Source organism: Ruegeria arenilitoris, assembly GCF_013032445.1.
Taxonomy (GTDB): domain Bacteria; phylum Pseudomonadota; class Alphaproteobacteria; order Rhodobacterales; family Rhodobacteraceae; genus Ruegeria; species Ruegeria arenilitoris_F.
Map to the genome: position 1 here is coordinate 144693 of NZ_WQCA01000006.1, position 13488 is coordinate 158180.

Below are 13488 nucleotides of genomic sequence, written 5' to 3' on the forward strand. Positions count from 1 at the left end.
CGGTAGAGGTGCGGCAACAAAGGACGCCGACATGCTGAAGACCCGCATCATTCCCTGCCTTGACGTCGCTGATGGCCGTGTGGTCAAGGGCGTGAATTTTGTTGGCCTGCGCGATGCCGGCGACCCGGTGGAATCCGCTAAGGCCTACGACGCGGCAGGCGCAGATGAAATTTGTTTTCTCGACATTCACGCCACGCACGAAAATCGCGGCACCATGTTCGATGTGGTTCAGCGTACAGCGGAACAGTGTTTTGTGCCGCTGACGGTGGGGGGCGGCGTGCGCACCAAGGATGACGTGCGCGCCCTGCTGCTGGCGGGCGCCGACAAGGTCAGCTTCAACTCGGCCGCAGTGGCCAACCCGGATGTGATCGCGGAAGCGGCGGATCAGTTCGGCAGCCAGTGCATTGTCTGCGCCATCGACGCCAAAACAGTCAGTCCCGGAAAGTGGGAGATTTTCACCCATGGCGGTCGTAAACCCACCGGCATCGACGCGGTAGAATTCGCCAAAACCGTCGTTTCTAAAGGCGCTGGTGAGATTCTGCTGACCTCGATGGATCGCGACGGCACCAAGGCTGGGTTCAATCTGCCTCTGACGCGTGCGATTTCCGATGCTGTGGATGTGCCGGTGATCGCCTCAGGCGGTGTCGGCAATCTGGACCATCTGGTCGAAGGCGTGACCGAAGGCGGGGCCAGTGCCGTGCTTGCCGCCTCGATCTTCCATTTCGGCGAATACACCATCCGCAAGGCCAAGGAACACATGGCCGCCGCGGGTATCCCCATGAGGCTAACATGAGCATTCTGCACGATCTGGCCGCTACTATTGAGGCGCGGAAGGGGGCTGACCCGGATTCCAGCTGGACCGCCAAGCTGTTGGCCAAAGGCCCTGAGAAATGCGCCGAGAAGTTCGGGGAAGAGGCCGTTGAAGCCATCATCGAAGCCGTCAAGAACGACAAGGCTGGTCTGACGGCTGAGGCTGCGGATGTGCTCTATCACCTGCTTGTCATGCTGGCCGCTCGTGACGTGGCGCTCGACGATGTTCTCACTGAATTGGCACGGCGTCAGGGCATCAGCGGCATCGCTGAAAAAGCCGCGCGCCCCAAGGGTTAAGCACGGGGTTCCGTCCCCCTGCCCTTCCCATTATGATCGGGCTTCACGATCCACAGATCAAAGGGCATTAGGATGATCCGAGCTTTGGCCATTGTTCTGGCCCTAGTGACGCTGGGCGCGTGTTCAATCGCGCCGCCACCCAGCGGGGATGACGTGCAACGGTTGGCGTCCGAAATCCGTAACCTCGGCCCCGATATCGACCCGGAAGAAGCCGACCGCGCCGCCCGTGTCGCCTATTCCTATACTGCACAGTTGGTTCAGGAGTATGAAATCACCGACCCACCGCTGATCCACAACGCCAAGGTCAACAAAGGTGTGCGCCCGCGCGGGCTGTGCTGGCACTGGGCCGAAGATATCGAACGCCGGCTGAAGCAAGAGAACTTCCAAACGCTGGACCTGCACCGCGCCATTGCAAATGCAGACAACCCGTTCAGGATCGACCACAGCACCGCCATCATCAGCCGCAAGGGTGAGACGATGTATGACGGCGTGGTGCTGGATCCGTGGCGTTACGGTGGCGTATTGTTCTGGTCTCCGCTGGTCGAAGACACGAAGTACGAGTGGGTGCCGCGCGAGGTCGTGCTGCAAAAGCGTCAGCAGGAACAATACGGTGAATTGTTACCCTATGTCGGCGGCTAAATTTTAGACGAGATCACACCGGTGGCAAATCCCCCCATGCGCAACTCGCCGAACAGGCGCTGATATTCGATCTTGGGGCAACGGTTCATGATCACGTCCACGCCGCGCGCCTGTGCTGTGGCGGCAGCTTCAGGATGCTCGACTCCGATTTGCATCCAGACCGTGCGCAGGTTTGGGAAAGCAGCCAACGCCTCATCCACAATCGGCGGCACGGCCTCGGACCGGCGGAAGATATCGACCATGTCCACTGGTTCGGAAATCTCGGTCAGTGAGGCCCTGACGGTCTGACCAAACAGCTCGGTCCCTGCATGTCCGGGATTGACCGGGATGACCGTATAGCCCTTCAACGACAGATATCGCGCAACGTAATAGCTGGGCCGCACCGGGTTCATTGACACACCAACCACAGCAATCACCTTGGTGCGCTGCAGGATGTCTTTCAGAAAATCGTCGGAATGCTCGCTCATGCAGGCACCCTAATCCGGGTGCCTAAAAGAAAAAAGCGCCCAGGTCGAACCTGAGCGCCAGTTGTTGGAACGAGGGACAGTGAAATGACCCGCGGCAGTTCCGTTCCGCGGTCACTGTGACATTTAGGCATAAGTTGAGAGAAAAAAAGAGGGGGTGCGCATTTTTGTGATGACATGTCACAAAGAGCGGACCTCCGCTTATTGCTCGTACAGAACAACGGGCCAGTGCGCTTCGGCCATTCGGATATACTCAGCCGTCGCTTCGCGCCACATCTGTTCAATCTCAGGCGAGTGGGTCAGGTACAGACGACCATCGACCACTTGCCAAGCCAGCGGGTCGGTACTGACCAGAATCCCCTTCGCCATGGCATATGCACAATACCCACCGAACTGAGGCGCAAAGGCACGTGGATCACGCTCGAATGCCTCTTGGTTCTCAGCCGAGGCAAAATGCCATTCGGCCCCTTTCCAGACCACCGCGTATTTTGGCTGCCCCTGAACTGGTGCGTCGCCCTTGAAATACGAAACCGGGTCATACCCGGCCAAGGCTGCTCCATCCGCCTCAAAATACACGGGCATCTCCTGCGCCGTCGCGGCAGGAGCGATCAAAGCGGCGAACATCGCGCCAAGAAGGAAACGTCGGATCAGCATTACGGTATTCGGATTTCAGACATCAGGGTCTCAAGATGCAATTTTTACCGCCCAGTGGAACCCCATTTAACGGGGTTGTGATCACCTGTGTCGCACCAGCGCCACGTCAGTCAAAGATATCCTCGATCACATCCCACGCTTCATCCAGTACCCGCGAGAACACACCCTTGTTCTTTTTCTTCTTTTTCTTAGGCGATCCCGCAAATTTTCCCATATCGCGCTTAGTCTGCTTTTCGACCAGTTTGCGCTTGGGCACCATCTTGAGGTCATGCAACGGCGCACCGCAGCTTGAACAGCTTAACTCGTGACGTTGCTTACCCTTCAGGACAAGTGCAGCACGGGTCCCGCAATAGCAGCAGGTGGCGATTTTCGACGGGCTGGAAATGAGACTCTCCTGTCTATCTGTGCCTTGAGGCATATAGGGCGATCGCGGCAGCATTTGAGACGTTGAGGGAACCAAACCCGCCCGCTGCGTCGATTTTCACCAGAAAGTCCACAGTTTCCTTGGTTTTTTGCCGCAGACCCGGCCCTTCAGCCCCCAGCACCAACGCGACAGGCTGGTCCAGTTTTCCGCCCAGTGCCGTTTCGATGGTGTCTTTCGCCTCACCGTCCAGACCCAGCACCAGAAATCCCATATTCTGCAGTTCCACAATGGCATCGGCCAGATTGCGGACCCTTAGATAGGGCTGACGCTCCAGCGCGCCACTGGCGGTCTTAGCCAGCGCACCGGTTTCCGGTGCCGAATGGTGCCGCGTGCCAATCACCGCACTGGCCCCCAGAACTTCGGCCGAGCGCAGAATCGCCCCGACATTGTGCGGGTCGGTCACACGATCCAACAGAATCACGCGGGGGTGTTCGCGCCCGATACAGTTCTCGGCAAGCCCGCCCCAGTCCAGCGGCTTGACCTCAAGAGCTGCACCCTGATGCACGGACCCCGGATCAATAGGCGCGGTGAATTTGCGCGGGTCGACCATTTCGGCCTCGATCCCAGCGAATTCAATCGCTTCTGCCAGTTTGTCTTGCGCATTTCGCGTCACAATCAAGCGTAGTTTCTGCCGCTTGGGGTTCATCAAAGCATCGCGCACGGCGTGCAGACCGAACAGCCAGACGGTTTCCGCAGCAGCCGCTTTGCGCGCCTGTTCCTTTTCAACGACCCACTTGGGTTTCTTCATTTCTTGGGCCTCCGGGCCGGGAATTCGGTTTCCTGCGTCAAAGCGGTATTTTCCTGTTGACGCTCCTTTAAGGCGCTAGTAATCACGCCTCCACGTCAGGTGCAACGCCTGACAGTGGGCGACAGGCCGCAAGGTGTGGCAGGGGACTGTAACTCCCTCGCGGAGACGCACGCCTGGTTCGATTCCAGGGTCGCCCACCATCTTCCTCAGATGGTGACAAAGTGCAACCGGCCGTTAATTCGGCAGGCATTCCCATTCCGCGACCACCTGCTCCCCCCTGACCGCCAGTATGACCCCGAACTGGTTCAGCACCGCCTCGCTTTGGCTTGGGCGGAGCAGGGCTATGTCACCGGGTTTGACGGTGGCGGCTTGCGGACCTGTCCAGACCTCCTGATTGCTCGACCGTCCGAAGATGGACGAATAGCCAAATCCGTAGGGGAATACGGGCTTGGCCGGGAAATACCCTCCGAAAATCGCAAGGTCAGTTTTTCGCCGAGCCAGAAAATTCAACCCGGGCAGCGGGTTACCCGGCATGGTTTTCAGAACCGGTGACGCGATGAACCCCGCGGGTTGAAAGCGCTGAGTTGTGGCGTGTTCGAAATCCGTGGGTTTTACCAATACCGAACCGAAAGCAATTTCGGTCGCGTTATCCCCCGCGCGATAGGACTGAAACGTCAGGCTGCCGCCGGTGTTCAGGCATAGCCCCTTGCCCCTGTTCGGCAAACCAGAAACGGCGAGATCGAACGCGTCAGCACAGGCGCGAACGGCGCGCTTGCGCAGGAAACCCGGCAGCTTCGCCAGATGCACCTCGTACCCCATTACACCGGACAGTCGCGCATTGGGGTTGGCGTCGATTTCCTGTGCAATTTCTGCCACGTGCTCGGGCTGGAATCCGCCCCGATGCAGGCCGGTATCAACTTCCAGTGACAGGCGCAGGACCGATTGCCGACCCGCTGCAAGGGCCAGATATGCCTGCAGCCGTTCCGGAGAATCGACCAACCACTGAACGCGTGCGGAGGCATCTGGACATTCCGACAAAACCCGCGCGACTGAGCTGACAGGGAGCGGCTTGCCCATCAAGTGATCCGTTTTGGGCTCGGCCTGCAAAAGCGCTCGCAACATCGGCTCGGAAAAGGTCATCAGCCCCGAGGTCGAAATCCGCCCCCGTATGTGATTCAACAGCGGTAGACAGGGCAGAGACTTGGCGACCAGACGGCAATCAAACCCGGCATCGGCCCCGCTGACGGCAAGGGCGCAGTTTGCCTCCAGCCGATCCAGATCGATCACGGCGACCGGCTTATCCACGCCATAGGCGCGCAGCGTTTCGGATAGGTTTTGCAGGTACTCACTCATGGCCGAAACAGCCTGGCCAATGTGGGGGTAAGGAACTTATCGCCGGGATCGAGTTGTTCTCGCAGCACGCAGAAGCGGTCGAAATCTGGATATATTCCCGAGAGCTCCTTGTGGGTCAGACTGTGCATCTTGCCCCAGTGTGGACGCCCTCCTGCCTCGACAAACAACGACTCCAGCGCGTCGAAATACCTGCGGTGATCTTCCCTCGCGTCCGTATGAACGGCAATCGAAGTCCGCGGACCGCCCTGAAATGGAGATAGACAGGCCGTGTCCCCAGCGGTCTGGCGCACCTCAATCGGGAAATAGATATCCTTGTGATCGCGGTGCAGACGGGTGATGACCTCTTGCAACACGTCCCCGGCCAAGTCTGGCGGCAGGTGATATTCCATCTCGTTGAAGCGAATGTGACGGTCGCTGCACAGAACTCGCCAGCTTTCGCCTACGTAGTCTTCGTCCGATTGCGCCAGGGTCAACAGCTTCAGCAGCATACTACGGAGCCCGCCGCTGAACTTGCCTGCATTCCGCGCCAGTTTCAGCACTTTGACGGCGATCATGTCCAGATCACGCGGCGCCGTACTTTCGGGCGCATCGGACAGGTCGTGGCGGATTTCAACGGCCTTGCCGGTGAAAGGGATGTAGAAAAACTCGAAATTCCGGTTCTCGGCCCAGTTCTGATGCATATTAGCCAGACTGTCCTGCAGATCGGCCAACCGCACCCGGCGGCGCAAATTGTATTTCGGCACGACCGAGATTTGCGCCTCGGTCAGAACGCCCAGCATCCCCAGCGTGACCTGTGCCATCTCAAGCGGGATGTCGTCGGTGGACAGGACATCCCCATCCGCGGTGATCAGCTTCGCGGCGGTAATCTCTGCCGAAAGACAGGGCAGCGTGCGCCCGGTCCCGTGCGTCGCGGTCGAAGCCGCCCCGGCCAGCGATTGCGCGTTGATGTCGCCAAGATTGCGAAAGGCCAGCCCTTGCGCGGCCAGCGCCGGAGACAGATCCCTCAGCCGCGCATTTGCATTGACCCAGATGCGGTCACCAACCCCGTCGCCCAAAGTCGGTAAATCCAGCTTGGACAGGTCCAAAATCCGGTCCCCGCCCGCAACGATGGGAGTAAAGGAATGACCTGCCCCGACGACGCGCAGGCTGGACGATTCCGCCATCACCTGCTGCAATTCGGAAATCGTGCTGGGGCGCGTGATCGCCGTGTCCGCGCTCTGGTTTCCGGCCCAGTTGGTCCACATGTACTGCCTCCTCCGAGGTCAGAGGATTGCAGCACATGCAGGTTGAAACAAGTCAGGTTTACAGTGCGTTACCCAACGAAACTTACGTCAGGCTGCAGCTACACGTTGCGCCGTAACGCGATCGAACCATTCGGTAACGGCCTCGACGCTGGGGCTGATTTGTTCAGCCGCATCTCCGGTGAACTCCTGAAACTTTTCAGTATTCAGACCATTCACGCCAACCAAAACAGGGATATCCTGCGCCAGCGCCTCGGCGATCACCGGGCGAAACCCACGCCCGTCAGCCTCGTGCTTGCCGAACTTGTTAATGATCAGCAGCTGCGGTGCATCTTCGAGCGAGTTGGTGACAAATCCCACCGCCTGCTCCAACGCCGCAGGGTCCAGACGGCAGCCGCGCGCATGTTCACCCAAGGATTGCGAGATACGGATGGTCTCTCCGTCCGGCAGAACGCGTACGTCCATGTCGCATTTGCTGCTGTCGGCGCATTCGGTGTTGGTTTGAACCACACCGGCCAGATGGGCTCCGGCGGCCTGCAGATGCTCGGCAACGGCGCTCAGCAAGCGGTCGGTGGCGCCCCGTTCGGTGGTGGTGACATAGGCCAGATACATTGAAAGACCCTCTCAGTCCAAAGTGTGACATTCCAGATAGCACGCGAGACCCTGCACGGCCACTCCCCGCGTTACGGTAACGGGGATAGGCCGATCACAGGCGCGTGCAGATGAAGCAGAGCCGCAAAGGCGGCAAGTGAAACCAGCCAAACCCACAGGCTGGGCCAGGGGCGCGGAGCCCGCAGAGAAAATCGCGCGGTATTGCGGGACAAGCGTGTCCATTCGATCCCCATCTCACGCTCTTTACGCCGGTCGATCAAAGCCATGCCCAGCGCGGCGAATCCAGCGAACAGACCGAACAGGATCACATGAGACAGGCTGCCATTGGCCAGCAAATGCGCCAGCGCCCACAGCATCAGCGCCGCCAACAAAGGGTGGCGCGTCACACGCAGGATGCCAAGGTTTTCCGGATCGAACGGGCGATGCCCCAAGCCGCCGAAGGAAAACGGGTTCTGGATCGACATCCCGGCTACGGCCAGCCAGCACACCACCGGCATCACCAGTAGTGGCACCCAGCGCAGTACGGGGAACGGCGGGATAACCTCGACATAAGGCGCCTGTGCGGCGGCGACGATCAACCAGCCGAGCACAAGCAGCGACAACACAGAATACGCCGCGAAATACGTCCTACGCCCCATCACCTCGATCAATCGGCCGCGCATCGCGGGCCGCGCCGGAATCATGTGCGTCAGCAGAAATGTAACAAGCGCAGCAAGGAAAAGGCCCCAACCCAGCATTTCAATCTCCGTAAGTGGTGCCTTGGTTTACGCCCCTGATACGGGGTGGTCTTTGTCCGAAATCAAGTCGGACGCGCAAGCAGTATTCGGACAAGAACCAGAGCTTGCAACCCGGCGACGAACACGCGACCCTGCCGTCGGAGGACTCCGATGCACCATTTCGATGAGATTTTTACCATGGCCGCCGACCGCCACGGCGGGCCTGACGCTTTGGAGGCAATGCTGAGCAAACCCAAAAGCGTGACCGAGCTGGCCGCTATGCCGGATGATCGGTGGCTTTCGGTCATCACAAAATGCATCTTTCAGGCTGGGTTCAACTGGAAGGTCATAGAAAACAAGTGGGACGGGTTCGAGACTGCCTTTGACGGCTTTGACGTTGGTCGCTGCGCTTTTATGGATGATGAGAAGTTCGACTCGCTGTTGCAGGACACCCGCATCGTTCGCAACGGCACCAAGATAGCAACCGTCCGGGACAATGCCGCGTTTCTGCTGGAGTTGAGACAGGAAGGCGGGGTCGGTCAGATTCTGGGTGGCTGGCCTTCGACCGACTATATCGGCCTGTTGGCTATGCTGGGCAAACGCGGATCACGTCTGGGCGGGGCCTCGGCCCAATATGCCATGCGCTTTGCCGGACGCGATAGTTTCATCCTGTCGCGCGATGTCACAGCACGGTTGGTTGCCGAAGGTGTGGTCGATAAGGCGCCCGGTTCCAAAAAGGCAATGACGGCGGTGCAGGATGCCTTTAACACATGGATGAACCAATCCGGTCGCTCACTGACCGAAATTAGCCGGGTATTGGCGATGAGCCTGTAAAACCAGTTGCAGCGAGAGCGCTTCACATTAGGCTTTGAACATGGCTTGGCGCATTTTGATGACGTTTCTTTTCCTGCTTACCTCCTGCGGGCGACCGCTGACGGATGAGGAACGCGCCTTTGCCGGCGCTGTTCAAGGTGAGACGTTGAATTTGGACCGCGTGCGTCTGGTCGAAGGTGCCCCGGTTGCGCCAATCACCTTCTACCGCAAGGAACGCCCGCGCCTTGCCTGCCGTGAACGTATCCTGCCACCCCCGACCGAGGGCGTCGTAACTGCAAAACCCGCCGCCGTTGCCCTGTTCAACAAGGTCTATTTCACGCGCGACTGGTATCTTGAGGACTACATGTCCGACTTCCCCGAGCAGATGAACCTGATCGCAGCCATGCTGCTGGCACATGAACTGACCCATGTCTGGCAATGGCAGAACCGTAAAACCACCGGCTATCACCCGTTGCGGGCCGCGGCCGAACATGGCGGCAACAAGGACCCATATCTCTTTGATCTTAACACGTCGTCCGATTTTCTGACCTACGGGTTTGAACAACAGGGCGCGATTGTCGAAGAATATGTCTGCTGTCGGGCGCTGGACCCAAAGGCCCCGCGCACCCAGCGTCTGCATGACATGCTGGGCGTGCACTTCGATCTCTCAGCACTGCCAGACCAACCGCGCGAGCGTGACATCGTAATTCCCTGGAGTGGTGCGGAAATCGACGGGATTTGCCACTAACGCCTACTGCTTCTGCAGTGTCTCCAGATAAGCGACCAGATCCACAATCGGTTGGCTCGTCAGGATCGGTTGCCCCTCAGGCGTTTTCATCGAGGTGTCCTGGCCGTCGAAGTAAGGCCCATAGACCGGCATCGGGCTGCCGTGGCTGACCAACGGGTCGCGCCCGTCGATCCGCCCTACGACGCGGGCGGTTGGAAACACGCCGTCTTCCCCGGTCAGTTTGGTCAGGTCGACTGGTTGAATAACCAGCACACCTGCCATCGGGCCATGCCCGGTGGCATCAATCCCATGACACGTCGCGCAGTAGTGCCGATACAGCTCGGCACCCGTCTCGACATCCTGAGCATTGGCTTGTGTCGCCAGAGCCAGCAGGCCTATTGAAACTGCATTCCGTATCGGTCCGATCATCATATCCTCCTGCCCCGATTGACATTTACAGGCTTGCCCGAGAGCCAGCTTGCCGCAATGATCCAGATCAACGCAGCAGGAGGATACAGGCAATGACACAATACGCAGCCATCATGCTGGCCGCCGGGATTGGCGTGCCGATCCTTGCGGCGTTGAACGCGGCCTTGGGACGGCTGATTGAGTCACCGACCACCGCTGCCGTTGTCCTGTTCGCAATCGCTTTCGGCGCTTCCGCGCTGGTGATGGTTCTGTTTCCGGGGTTCGGGGCGCTGTCCAAAATAGCCCAAGCCCCGAAACATCTGCTGCTGGCTGGCGTCCTGATTGCGTTCTACGTGCTTTCGATAACCCATGTCGCACCGCATTTCGGCGTCGGAAACGCGGTATTCTTTGTCTTGTTGGGGCAGTTGATCAGCACCGCGGCCATCGACCATTTCGGCCTGTTCGGGGCACAGGTCACCCCGCTGACATGGATACGCGCTGGCGGCATCGCCGTGATGGCTGCAGGGGTCGCCATCACTCAACTGGCTTGAGCACACCCCCGTCCAGCCGCAACTTGCGATCCATCCGGGCTGCAAGGTCCATGTTATGAGTCGCAATCAACGCTGAAAGCCCCTCGTCACGGACCAGCGCCATCAGCGCGTCGAACACTTGATCTGAAGTTTCTGGGTCCAAGTTTCCCGTCGGCTCATCCGCCAAAAGGACGCGCGGTTTGTTGGCCAGCGCTCGGCAGAAGGCTACACGCTGCTGCTCGCCCCCGGACAAGGCAGCAGGGCGGTGGCCCGCACGCGCCGCGACGCCGACACGGTCCAGCAGAGACATCGCCCTGTCTTGCGCCGCCTTTTCCGAAACACCATTGGCCAGTTGCGGCAGGGTGATGTTTTCCAAAGCGGTGAATTCCGGAAGCAAATGGTGGAACTGATAGACAAACCCCACATCCCGCCGCCGCAAAGCAGTGCGGGTCCGGTCGCCCTTGCCCGTTGCGCTCTGCCCAGCGACCTCAACCGAGCCATGATCGGGCGTATCCAGCAGACCAGCGATGTGCAGCAGTGTCGATTTACCTGCGCCAGAGGGCGCAACCAGCGCGACCGCCTCACCCGCGCACAGTTCTAAATCGGCACCACGCAGCACCTGAACCTCGCCCGGCGTGCCTTTCAGATAGGTCTTGGTCAGACCATCCAGCCGCATCGTCACATCATTCATAGCGCAGCGCCTCAACCGGGTTCAGCCGCGCCGCGCGGCGGGCGGGGAAATAGGTGACAAAAAAAGACAGGCCCAGAGAAAGCCCAATAGCCTTGAGCACATCTGACAGGTGCAACTCAGCGGGCAAAGCGTAAATTCCACGGATGGAGGGGTCCCAGACACCGCCGCCCATGACAAAGTTCACGAAGCTGAAAATCGGGTCGATATAGATCGCGAACAGACACCCCAGAACCACGCCCATCACCGTGCCAATAATCCCCGTGAATGCTCCGCAGATAAAGAACACTCGCAGGACCGACCCTTCGCTCAGGCCGATAGTGCGCAAGATGCCTATATCGCGCCCCTTGTTCTTCACCAGCATTATGAGGCCCGAGACAATGTTCATCGCCGCGATCAGAACGAGGATCGACAGGATGATGAACATCACGTTGTCTTCTACTTCCAACGCCCGCAGGAACCCGCCCGAAGCGTCCTGCCATGTCCAGATCTGACTGCGCTCGCCAGCGGCCTCAAGTATCGGAATCACGATCGGATTCAGTTCTTCGGGGCGTTCGACCATGACCTCAATCTCATCAGCCACGCCTTCGCGATTGAAAAAGCTCTGCGCCTGCTCGAACGGCATGTAGACGCGCGTGCGGTCGATGTCATAGCGCCCGGCAGAGAACACATAGACCACCCGATAGGCGCTGACTCGCGGTGAGGTGCCAAAGGCGGTCTTTACACCGTTGGGCGAGGTCAGCTTGACCGTATCCCCCACCGTGGCACCAATGCTGCGCGCAACGCCCGAGCCGATGGCAATGACGAACTCCTCATTCTGGAATTCGGACAGATCACCCGCCGCCTGTTCGCTTTCGGCAATACCCGGCAGGTCCAACAGATCGTCAGGTTGGATGCCAAATACCTCGACCCCGCTGCTGCGTTCGCGATTGGTAATCAGCACCTGCCCCTTGACCAGCGGCGCCGCACGAACCACGCCCGGCACCTGCGCAATCCGGTCGGCCACACTGTCAAAATCCTCGATCGTGCGGTCCAGACGCCCCTGCGCATCCAAGCTCCCCGCCGAGTAGACCGTGACATGCGCATTGGCCCCCAGGATCGTACCCACGAATTCGGACCGAAACCCCGACCGCACCGCCAGCGTGGCAATCAGCGCGAACACGGCCAGTGTGATCCCGATCAGCGAGATCCACGTCATTACGCTGACGCCACCTTCGGCGCGGCGCGCGCGCAGGTACCGCCAGGCGATCTTCCATTCGAATGAGGCAAAGGGCGGGGGCGTCTTGGCCATGTCTGCTCCGGTGCTTTCGTTTGGCGCGACCCTTTCGGCATTTCGCCAGATGGTCAAGCTGGTTATGCCCATCGTGCACTAGGACGAGCGACCTTACGACCTGTGCGGAACCCAAGACACAGCGAATCACATCTGAAACGAATCCGCACGCTCTGGCAAAAGGAGACAGGAGCTCCAAAGGTTACACCTTTGGTTGTGACACCGTTCACAGACAAGCCCCAATTGTTTCAGCTATGAAGTCAATATGGTCGTTGCGCGAGAAAATGAACTCAAAATGCAACATTACTTAAGCAATATTATTTCATCTTTTGCTTATTTTGGGAAACTTTGTCATCTTAGGGGACAGGGGGACAGTATTTAAACAATTTAAGAGCGGGGGTCGCTCATGTTTGTAAAGAGTAATACCGAAATGTTGGACCCGATTTTGGTCCCAAACGCATCTTCAGAACTGGATTGCGAAACTGCTGCGCTTTTGCGGGCAACAATGCGCCCACTTTTTGCCACAGCGCCAAGTTGGGCAAGTTTGACCGATATCCTGAAAAACAAAGGCTATCGCTTGGCTTTCCGTCAGGGGCGACTGTGCGTCATAGATCGCGCAACAGATGCACGGATCTGTGGCTTGCACTTTCTGGGCTTTGAATTCAGGGACTTGGTCCGGCGTCTTGGACGTCCGATCGTGGTACCACGCGGCAACAGTGCGGATGGAGACATTCTGGCAAAACGGCCAGAACCGCAACGCACCTAAAAAGCCCAGTAAGACTGCACCATTCAGTGCAAGGACCTCGGTCACCCGTGTCAGACGGCTTGGTGAATTTTGATCATGCACTCGGGCATTTGTTTCGAACATTAAAAAACCGCTCATTGCTTGGTCCGCAAAGTGATCCCACGTGCGACAAGGCTGTAGGCCTCGCCGAAACGTCACTGTCAGACTATCAAGAAAGCTATCCACGGTTGCGCTGGTTCCGAGACCGGTACAACAAGTTGACCCGAAACCTAAGGCAACGGACCTATTGGGAACCGGTTCAACCTTCCGGCTGCGAAGTGTGTTATTCCACCAAAATCGGCGGGGACTT

Annotated in this window: 18 protein-coding genes and 1 tRNA gene; 8 read left to right on the forward strand and 11 right to left on the reverse strand. The window is 58.7% G+C overall.

Annotated elements, in window-relative coordinates; translation table 11 throughout:
• Positions 1 to 31: 31 nt before the first annotated feature.
• The 3 genes from hisF to GOW98_RS10240 all read left to right on the forward strand — a co-directional run bounded on the left by hisF (position 32) and on the right by GOW98_RS10240 (position 1746).
• Positions 32 to 793 carry an imidazole glycerol phosphate synthase subunit HisF gene (gene hisF, locus GOW98_RS10230; protein WP_170331612.1) on the forward strand — a complete coding sequence of 254 codons (762 nt, stop codon included), beginning with the start codon at positions 32 to 34 and terminating at the stop codon, positions 791 to 793.
• Positions 790 to 1107 (forward strand): phosphoribosyl-ATP diphosphatase, encoded by a 318-nt coding sequence (locus tag GOW98_RS10235; RefSeq protein WP_170331614.1) that lies wholly within the window; start codon positions 790 to 792, stop codon positions 1105 to 1107. Before hisF ends, GOW98_RS10235 begins: the two co-directional genes overlap by 4 nt.
• 72 nt (positions 1108 to 1179) lie before the next feature.
• Positions 1180 to 1746 carry a hypothetical protein gene (locus GOW98_RS10240; protein ID WP_170331617.1) on the forward strand — a complete coding sequence of 189 codons (567 nt, stop codon included), beginning with the start codon at positions 1180 to 1182 and terminating at the stop codon, positions 1744 to 1746.
• On the opposite strand, the gene GOW98_RS10245 is transcribed toward GOW98_RS10240, so the two are convergent.
• The 4 genes from GOW98_RS10245 to rlmB form a co-directional block, all read right to left on the reverse strand.
• Complete coding sequence (locus GOW98_RS10245) at positions 1743 to 2213, reverse strand: CoA-binding protein (RefSeq protein ID WP_170331619.1); 471 nt, start codon at positions 2211 to 2213, stop codon at positions 1743 to 1745. The two genes, GOW98_RS10240 and GOW98_RS10245, sit on opposite strands and share 4 nt — an antisense overlap.
• A 198-nt stretch (positions 2214 to 2411) precedes the next feature.
• Positions 2412 to 2864 carry a YHS domain-containing (seleno)protein gene (locus GOW98_RS10250; protein WP_254437971.1) on the reverse strand — a complete coding sequence of 151 codons (453 nt, stop codon included), beginning with the start codon at positions 2862 to 2864 and terminating at the stop codon, positions 2412 to 2414.
• A gap of 106 nt (positions 2865 to 2970) precedes the next feature.
• Positions 2971 to 3120 (reverse strand): hypothetical protein, encoded by a 150-nt coding sequence (locus tag GOW98_RS26250; RefSeq protein ID WP_367646830.1) that lies wholly within the window; start codon positions 3118 to 3120, stop codon positions 2971 to 2973.
• A gap of 142 nt (positions 3121 to 3262) precedes the next feature.
• Positions 3263 to 4036: a 23S rRNA (guanosine(2251)-2'-O)-methyltransferase RlmB gene (gene rlmB / locus GOW98_RS10260; RefSeq protein ID WP_170331623.1), complete on the reverse strand. Its 774-nt coding sequence runs from the start codon at positions 4034 to 4036 to the stop codon at positions 3263 to 3265.
• 116 nt (positions 4037 to 4152) lie between these two features.
• Between rlmB and GOW98_RS10265 the strand changes: the two genes are divergently transcribed.
• Positions 4153 to 4236 (forward strand) — tRNA-Tyr (locus tag GOW98_RS10265).
• 34 nt (positions 4237 to 4270) lie between these two features.
• Here the strand turns inward: GOW98_RS10265 and GOW98_RS10270 are convergent.
• The 4 genes from GOW98_RS10270 to GOW98_RS10285 all read right to left on the reverse strand — a co-directional run bounded on the left by GOW98_RS10270 (position 4271) and on the right by GOW98_RS10285 (position 7979).
• Positions 4271 to 5389, reverse strand: a complete 1119-nt coding sequence (locus GOW98_RS10270; RefSeq protein ID WP_170331625.1) for an alanine racemase — start codon at positions 5387 to 5389, stop codon at positions 4271 to 4273.
• Positions 5386 to 6633 carry a D-arabinono-1,4-lactone oxidase gene (locus GOW98_RS10275; protein WP_170331627.1) on the reverse strand — a complete coding sequence of 416 codons (1248 nt, stop codon included), beginning with the start codon at positions 6631 to 6633 and terminating at the stop codon, positions 5386 to 5388. Before GOW98_RS10275 ends, GOW98_RS10270 begins: the two co-directional genes overlap by 4 nt.
• Positions 6634 to 6720: 87 nt before the next feature.
• The gene (locus GOW98_RS10280; RefSeq protein WP_170331629.1) at positions 6721 to 7242 is read right to left on the reverse strand and encodes a DUF2478 domain-containing protein; all 522 of its coding nucleotides are present in this window, start codon (positions 7240 to 7242) and stop codon (positions 6721 to 6723) included.
• Positions 7243 to 7313: 71 nt separating this feature from the next.
• Positions 7314 to 7979, reverse strand: a complete 666-nt coding sequence (locus tag GOW98_RS10285) for an NnrU family protein (RefSeq protein WP_170331631.1) — start codon at positions 7977 to 7979, stop codon at positions 7314 to 7316.
• 150 nt (positions 7980 to 8129) lie between these two features.
• Between GOW98_RS10285 and GOW98_RS10290 the strand changes: the two genes are divergently transcribed.
• Together GOW98_RS10290 and GOW98_RS10295 are read left to right on the forward strand one after the other, a co-directional pair.
• On the forward strand, positions 8130 to 8792 hold the full coding sequence (locus GOW98_RS10290) for a DNA-3-methyladenine glycosylase I (protein ID WP_170331633.1): 663 nt from the start codon (positions 8130 to 8132) through the stop codon (positions 8790 to 8792).
• A gap of 58 nt (positions 8793 to 8850) precedes the next feature.
• Positions 8851 to 9519: a hypothetical protein gene (locus GOW98_RS10295; RefSeq protein ID WP_437436855.1), complete on the forward strand. Its 669-nt coding sequence runs from the start codon at positions 8851 to 8853 to the stop codon at positions 9517 to 9519.
• Between the two features lie 3 nt (positions 9520 to 9522).
• Here GOW98_RS10295 and GOW98_RS10300 read toward each other — a convergent pair whose 3' ends face one another.
• Positions 9523 to 9927, reverse strand: a complete 405-nt coding sequence (locus tag GOW98_RS10300; protein ID WP_170331637.1) for a c-type cytochrome — start codon at positions 9925 to 9927, stop codon at positions 9523 to 9525.
• 92 nt (positions 9928 to 10019) lie between these two features.
• Here GOW98_RS10300 and GOW98_RS10305 point away from each other — a divergent pair, with 92 nt between their 5' ends.
• Positions 10020 to 10457 carry a DMT family transporter gene (locus GOW98_RS10305; RefSeq protein ID WP_170331639.1) on the forward strand — a complete coding sequence of 146 codons (438 nt, stop codon included), beginning with the start codon at positions 10020 to 10022 and terminating at the stop codon, positions 10455 to 10457.
• Here the strand turns inward: GOW98_RS10305 and GOW98_RS10310 are convergent.
• Complete coding sequence (locus tag GOW98_RS10310) at positions 10441 to 11127, reverse strand: ABC transporter ATP-binding protein (RefSeq protein WP_170331641.1); 687 nt, start codon at positions 11125 to 11127, stop codon at positions 10441 to 10443. The two genes, GOW98_RS10305 and GOW98_RS10310, sit on opposite strands and share 17 nt — an antisense overlap.
• A complete protein-coding gene (locus GOW98_RS10315; protein ID WP_170331643.1) occupies positions 11120 to 12415 on the reverse strand; it encodes a lipoprotein-releasing ABC transporter permease subunit in 1296 nt (431 codons plus the stop codon). The genes GOW98_RS10310 and GOW98_RS10315 overlap by 8 nt, the downstream gene beginning before the upstream one ends.
• Positions 12416 to 12800: 385 nt before the next feature.
• Here GOW98_RS10315 and GOW98_RS10320 point away from each other — a divergent pair, with 385 nt between their 5' ends.
• A complete protein-coding gene (locus tag GOW98_RS10320; RefSeq protein WP_170331645.1) occupies positions 12801 to 13160 on the forward strand; it encodes a hypothetical protein in 360 nt (119 codons plus the stop codon).
• Positions 13161 to 13488 lie beyond the last annotated feature (328 nt).

Excerpts from the sequence above, each read along its gene's own strand:
- GOW98_RS10305 (WP_170331639.1), top strand. The coding sequence starts at position 10,020 with ATGACACAATACGCAGCCATCATGCTGGCCGCCGGGATTGGCGTGCCG.
- GOW98_RS10295 (WP_437436855.1), top strand. The coding sequence starts at position 8,851 with ATGACGTTTCTTTTCCTGCTTACCTCCTGCGGGCGACCGCTGACGGAT.
- GOW98_RS10315 (WP_170331643.1), bottom strand. The coding sequence starts at position 12,415 with ATGGCCAAGACGCCCCCGCCCTTTGCCTCATTCGAATGGAAGATCGCC.
- GOW98_RS10235 (WP_170331614.1), top strand. The coding sequence starts at position 790 with ATGAGCATTCTGCACGATCTGGCCGCTACTATTGAGGCGCGGAAGGGG.
- GOW98_RS10270 (WP_170331625.1), bottom strand. The coding sequence starts at position 5,389 with ATGAGTGAGTACCTGCAAAACCTATCCGAAACGCTGCGCGCCTATGGC.
- GOW98_RS10290 (WP_170331633.1), top strand. The coding sequence starts at position 8,130 with ATGCACCATTTCGATGAGATTTTTACCATGGCCGCCGACCGCCACGGC.
- GOW98_RS10300 (WP_170331637.1), bottom strand. The coding sequence starts at position 9,927 with ATGATCGGACCGATACGGAATGCAGTTTCAATAGGCCTGCTGGCTCTG.
- GOW98_RS10240 (WP_170331617.1), top strand. The coding sequence starts at position 1,180 with ATGATCCGAGCTTTGGCCATTGTTCTGGCCCTAGTGACGCTGGGCGCG.
- GOW98_RS10310 (WP_170331641.1), bottom strand. The coding sequence starts at position 11,127 with ATGAATGATGTGACGATGCGGCTGGATGGTCTGACCAAGACCTATCTG.
- GOW98_RS10245 (WP_170331619.1), bottom strand. The coding sequence starts at position 2,213 with ATGAGCGAGCATTCCGACGATTTTCTGAAAGACATCCTGCAGCGCACC.
- GOW98_RS10320 (WP_170331645.1), top strand. The coding sequence starts at position 12,801 with ATGTTTGTAAAGAGTAATACCGAAATGTTGGACCCGATTTTGGTCCCA.
- GOW98_RS10280 (WP_170331629.1), bottom strand. The coding sequence starts at position 7,242 with ATGTATCTGGCCTATGTCACCACCACCGAACGGGGCGCCACCGACCGC.
- GOW98_RS10250 (WP_254437971.1), bottom strand. The coding sequence starts at position 2,864 with ATGCTGATCCGACGTTTCCTTCTTGGCGCGATGTTCGCCGCTTTGATC.
- GOW98_RS10285 (WP_170331631.1), bottom strand. The coding sequence starts at position 7,979 with ATGCTGGGTTGGGGCCTTTTCCTTGCTGCGCTTGTTACATTTCTGCTG.
- GOW98_RS10275 (WP_170331627.1), bottom strand. The coding sequence starts at position 6,633 with ATGTGGACCAACTGGGCCGGAAACCAGAGCGCGGACACGGCGATCACG.
- rlmB (WP_170331623.1), bottom strand. The coding sequence starts at position 4,036 with ATGAAGAAACCCAAGTGGGTCGTTGAAAAGGAACAGGCGCGCAAAGCG.
- hisF (WP_170331612.1), top strand. The coding sequence starts at position 32 with ATGCTGAAGACCCGCATCATTCCCTGCCTTGACGTCGCTGATGGCCGT.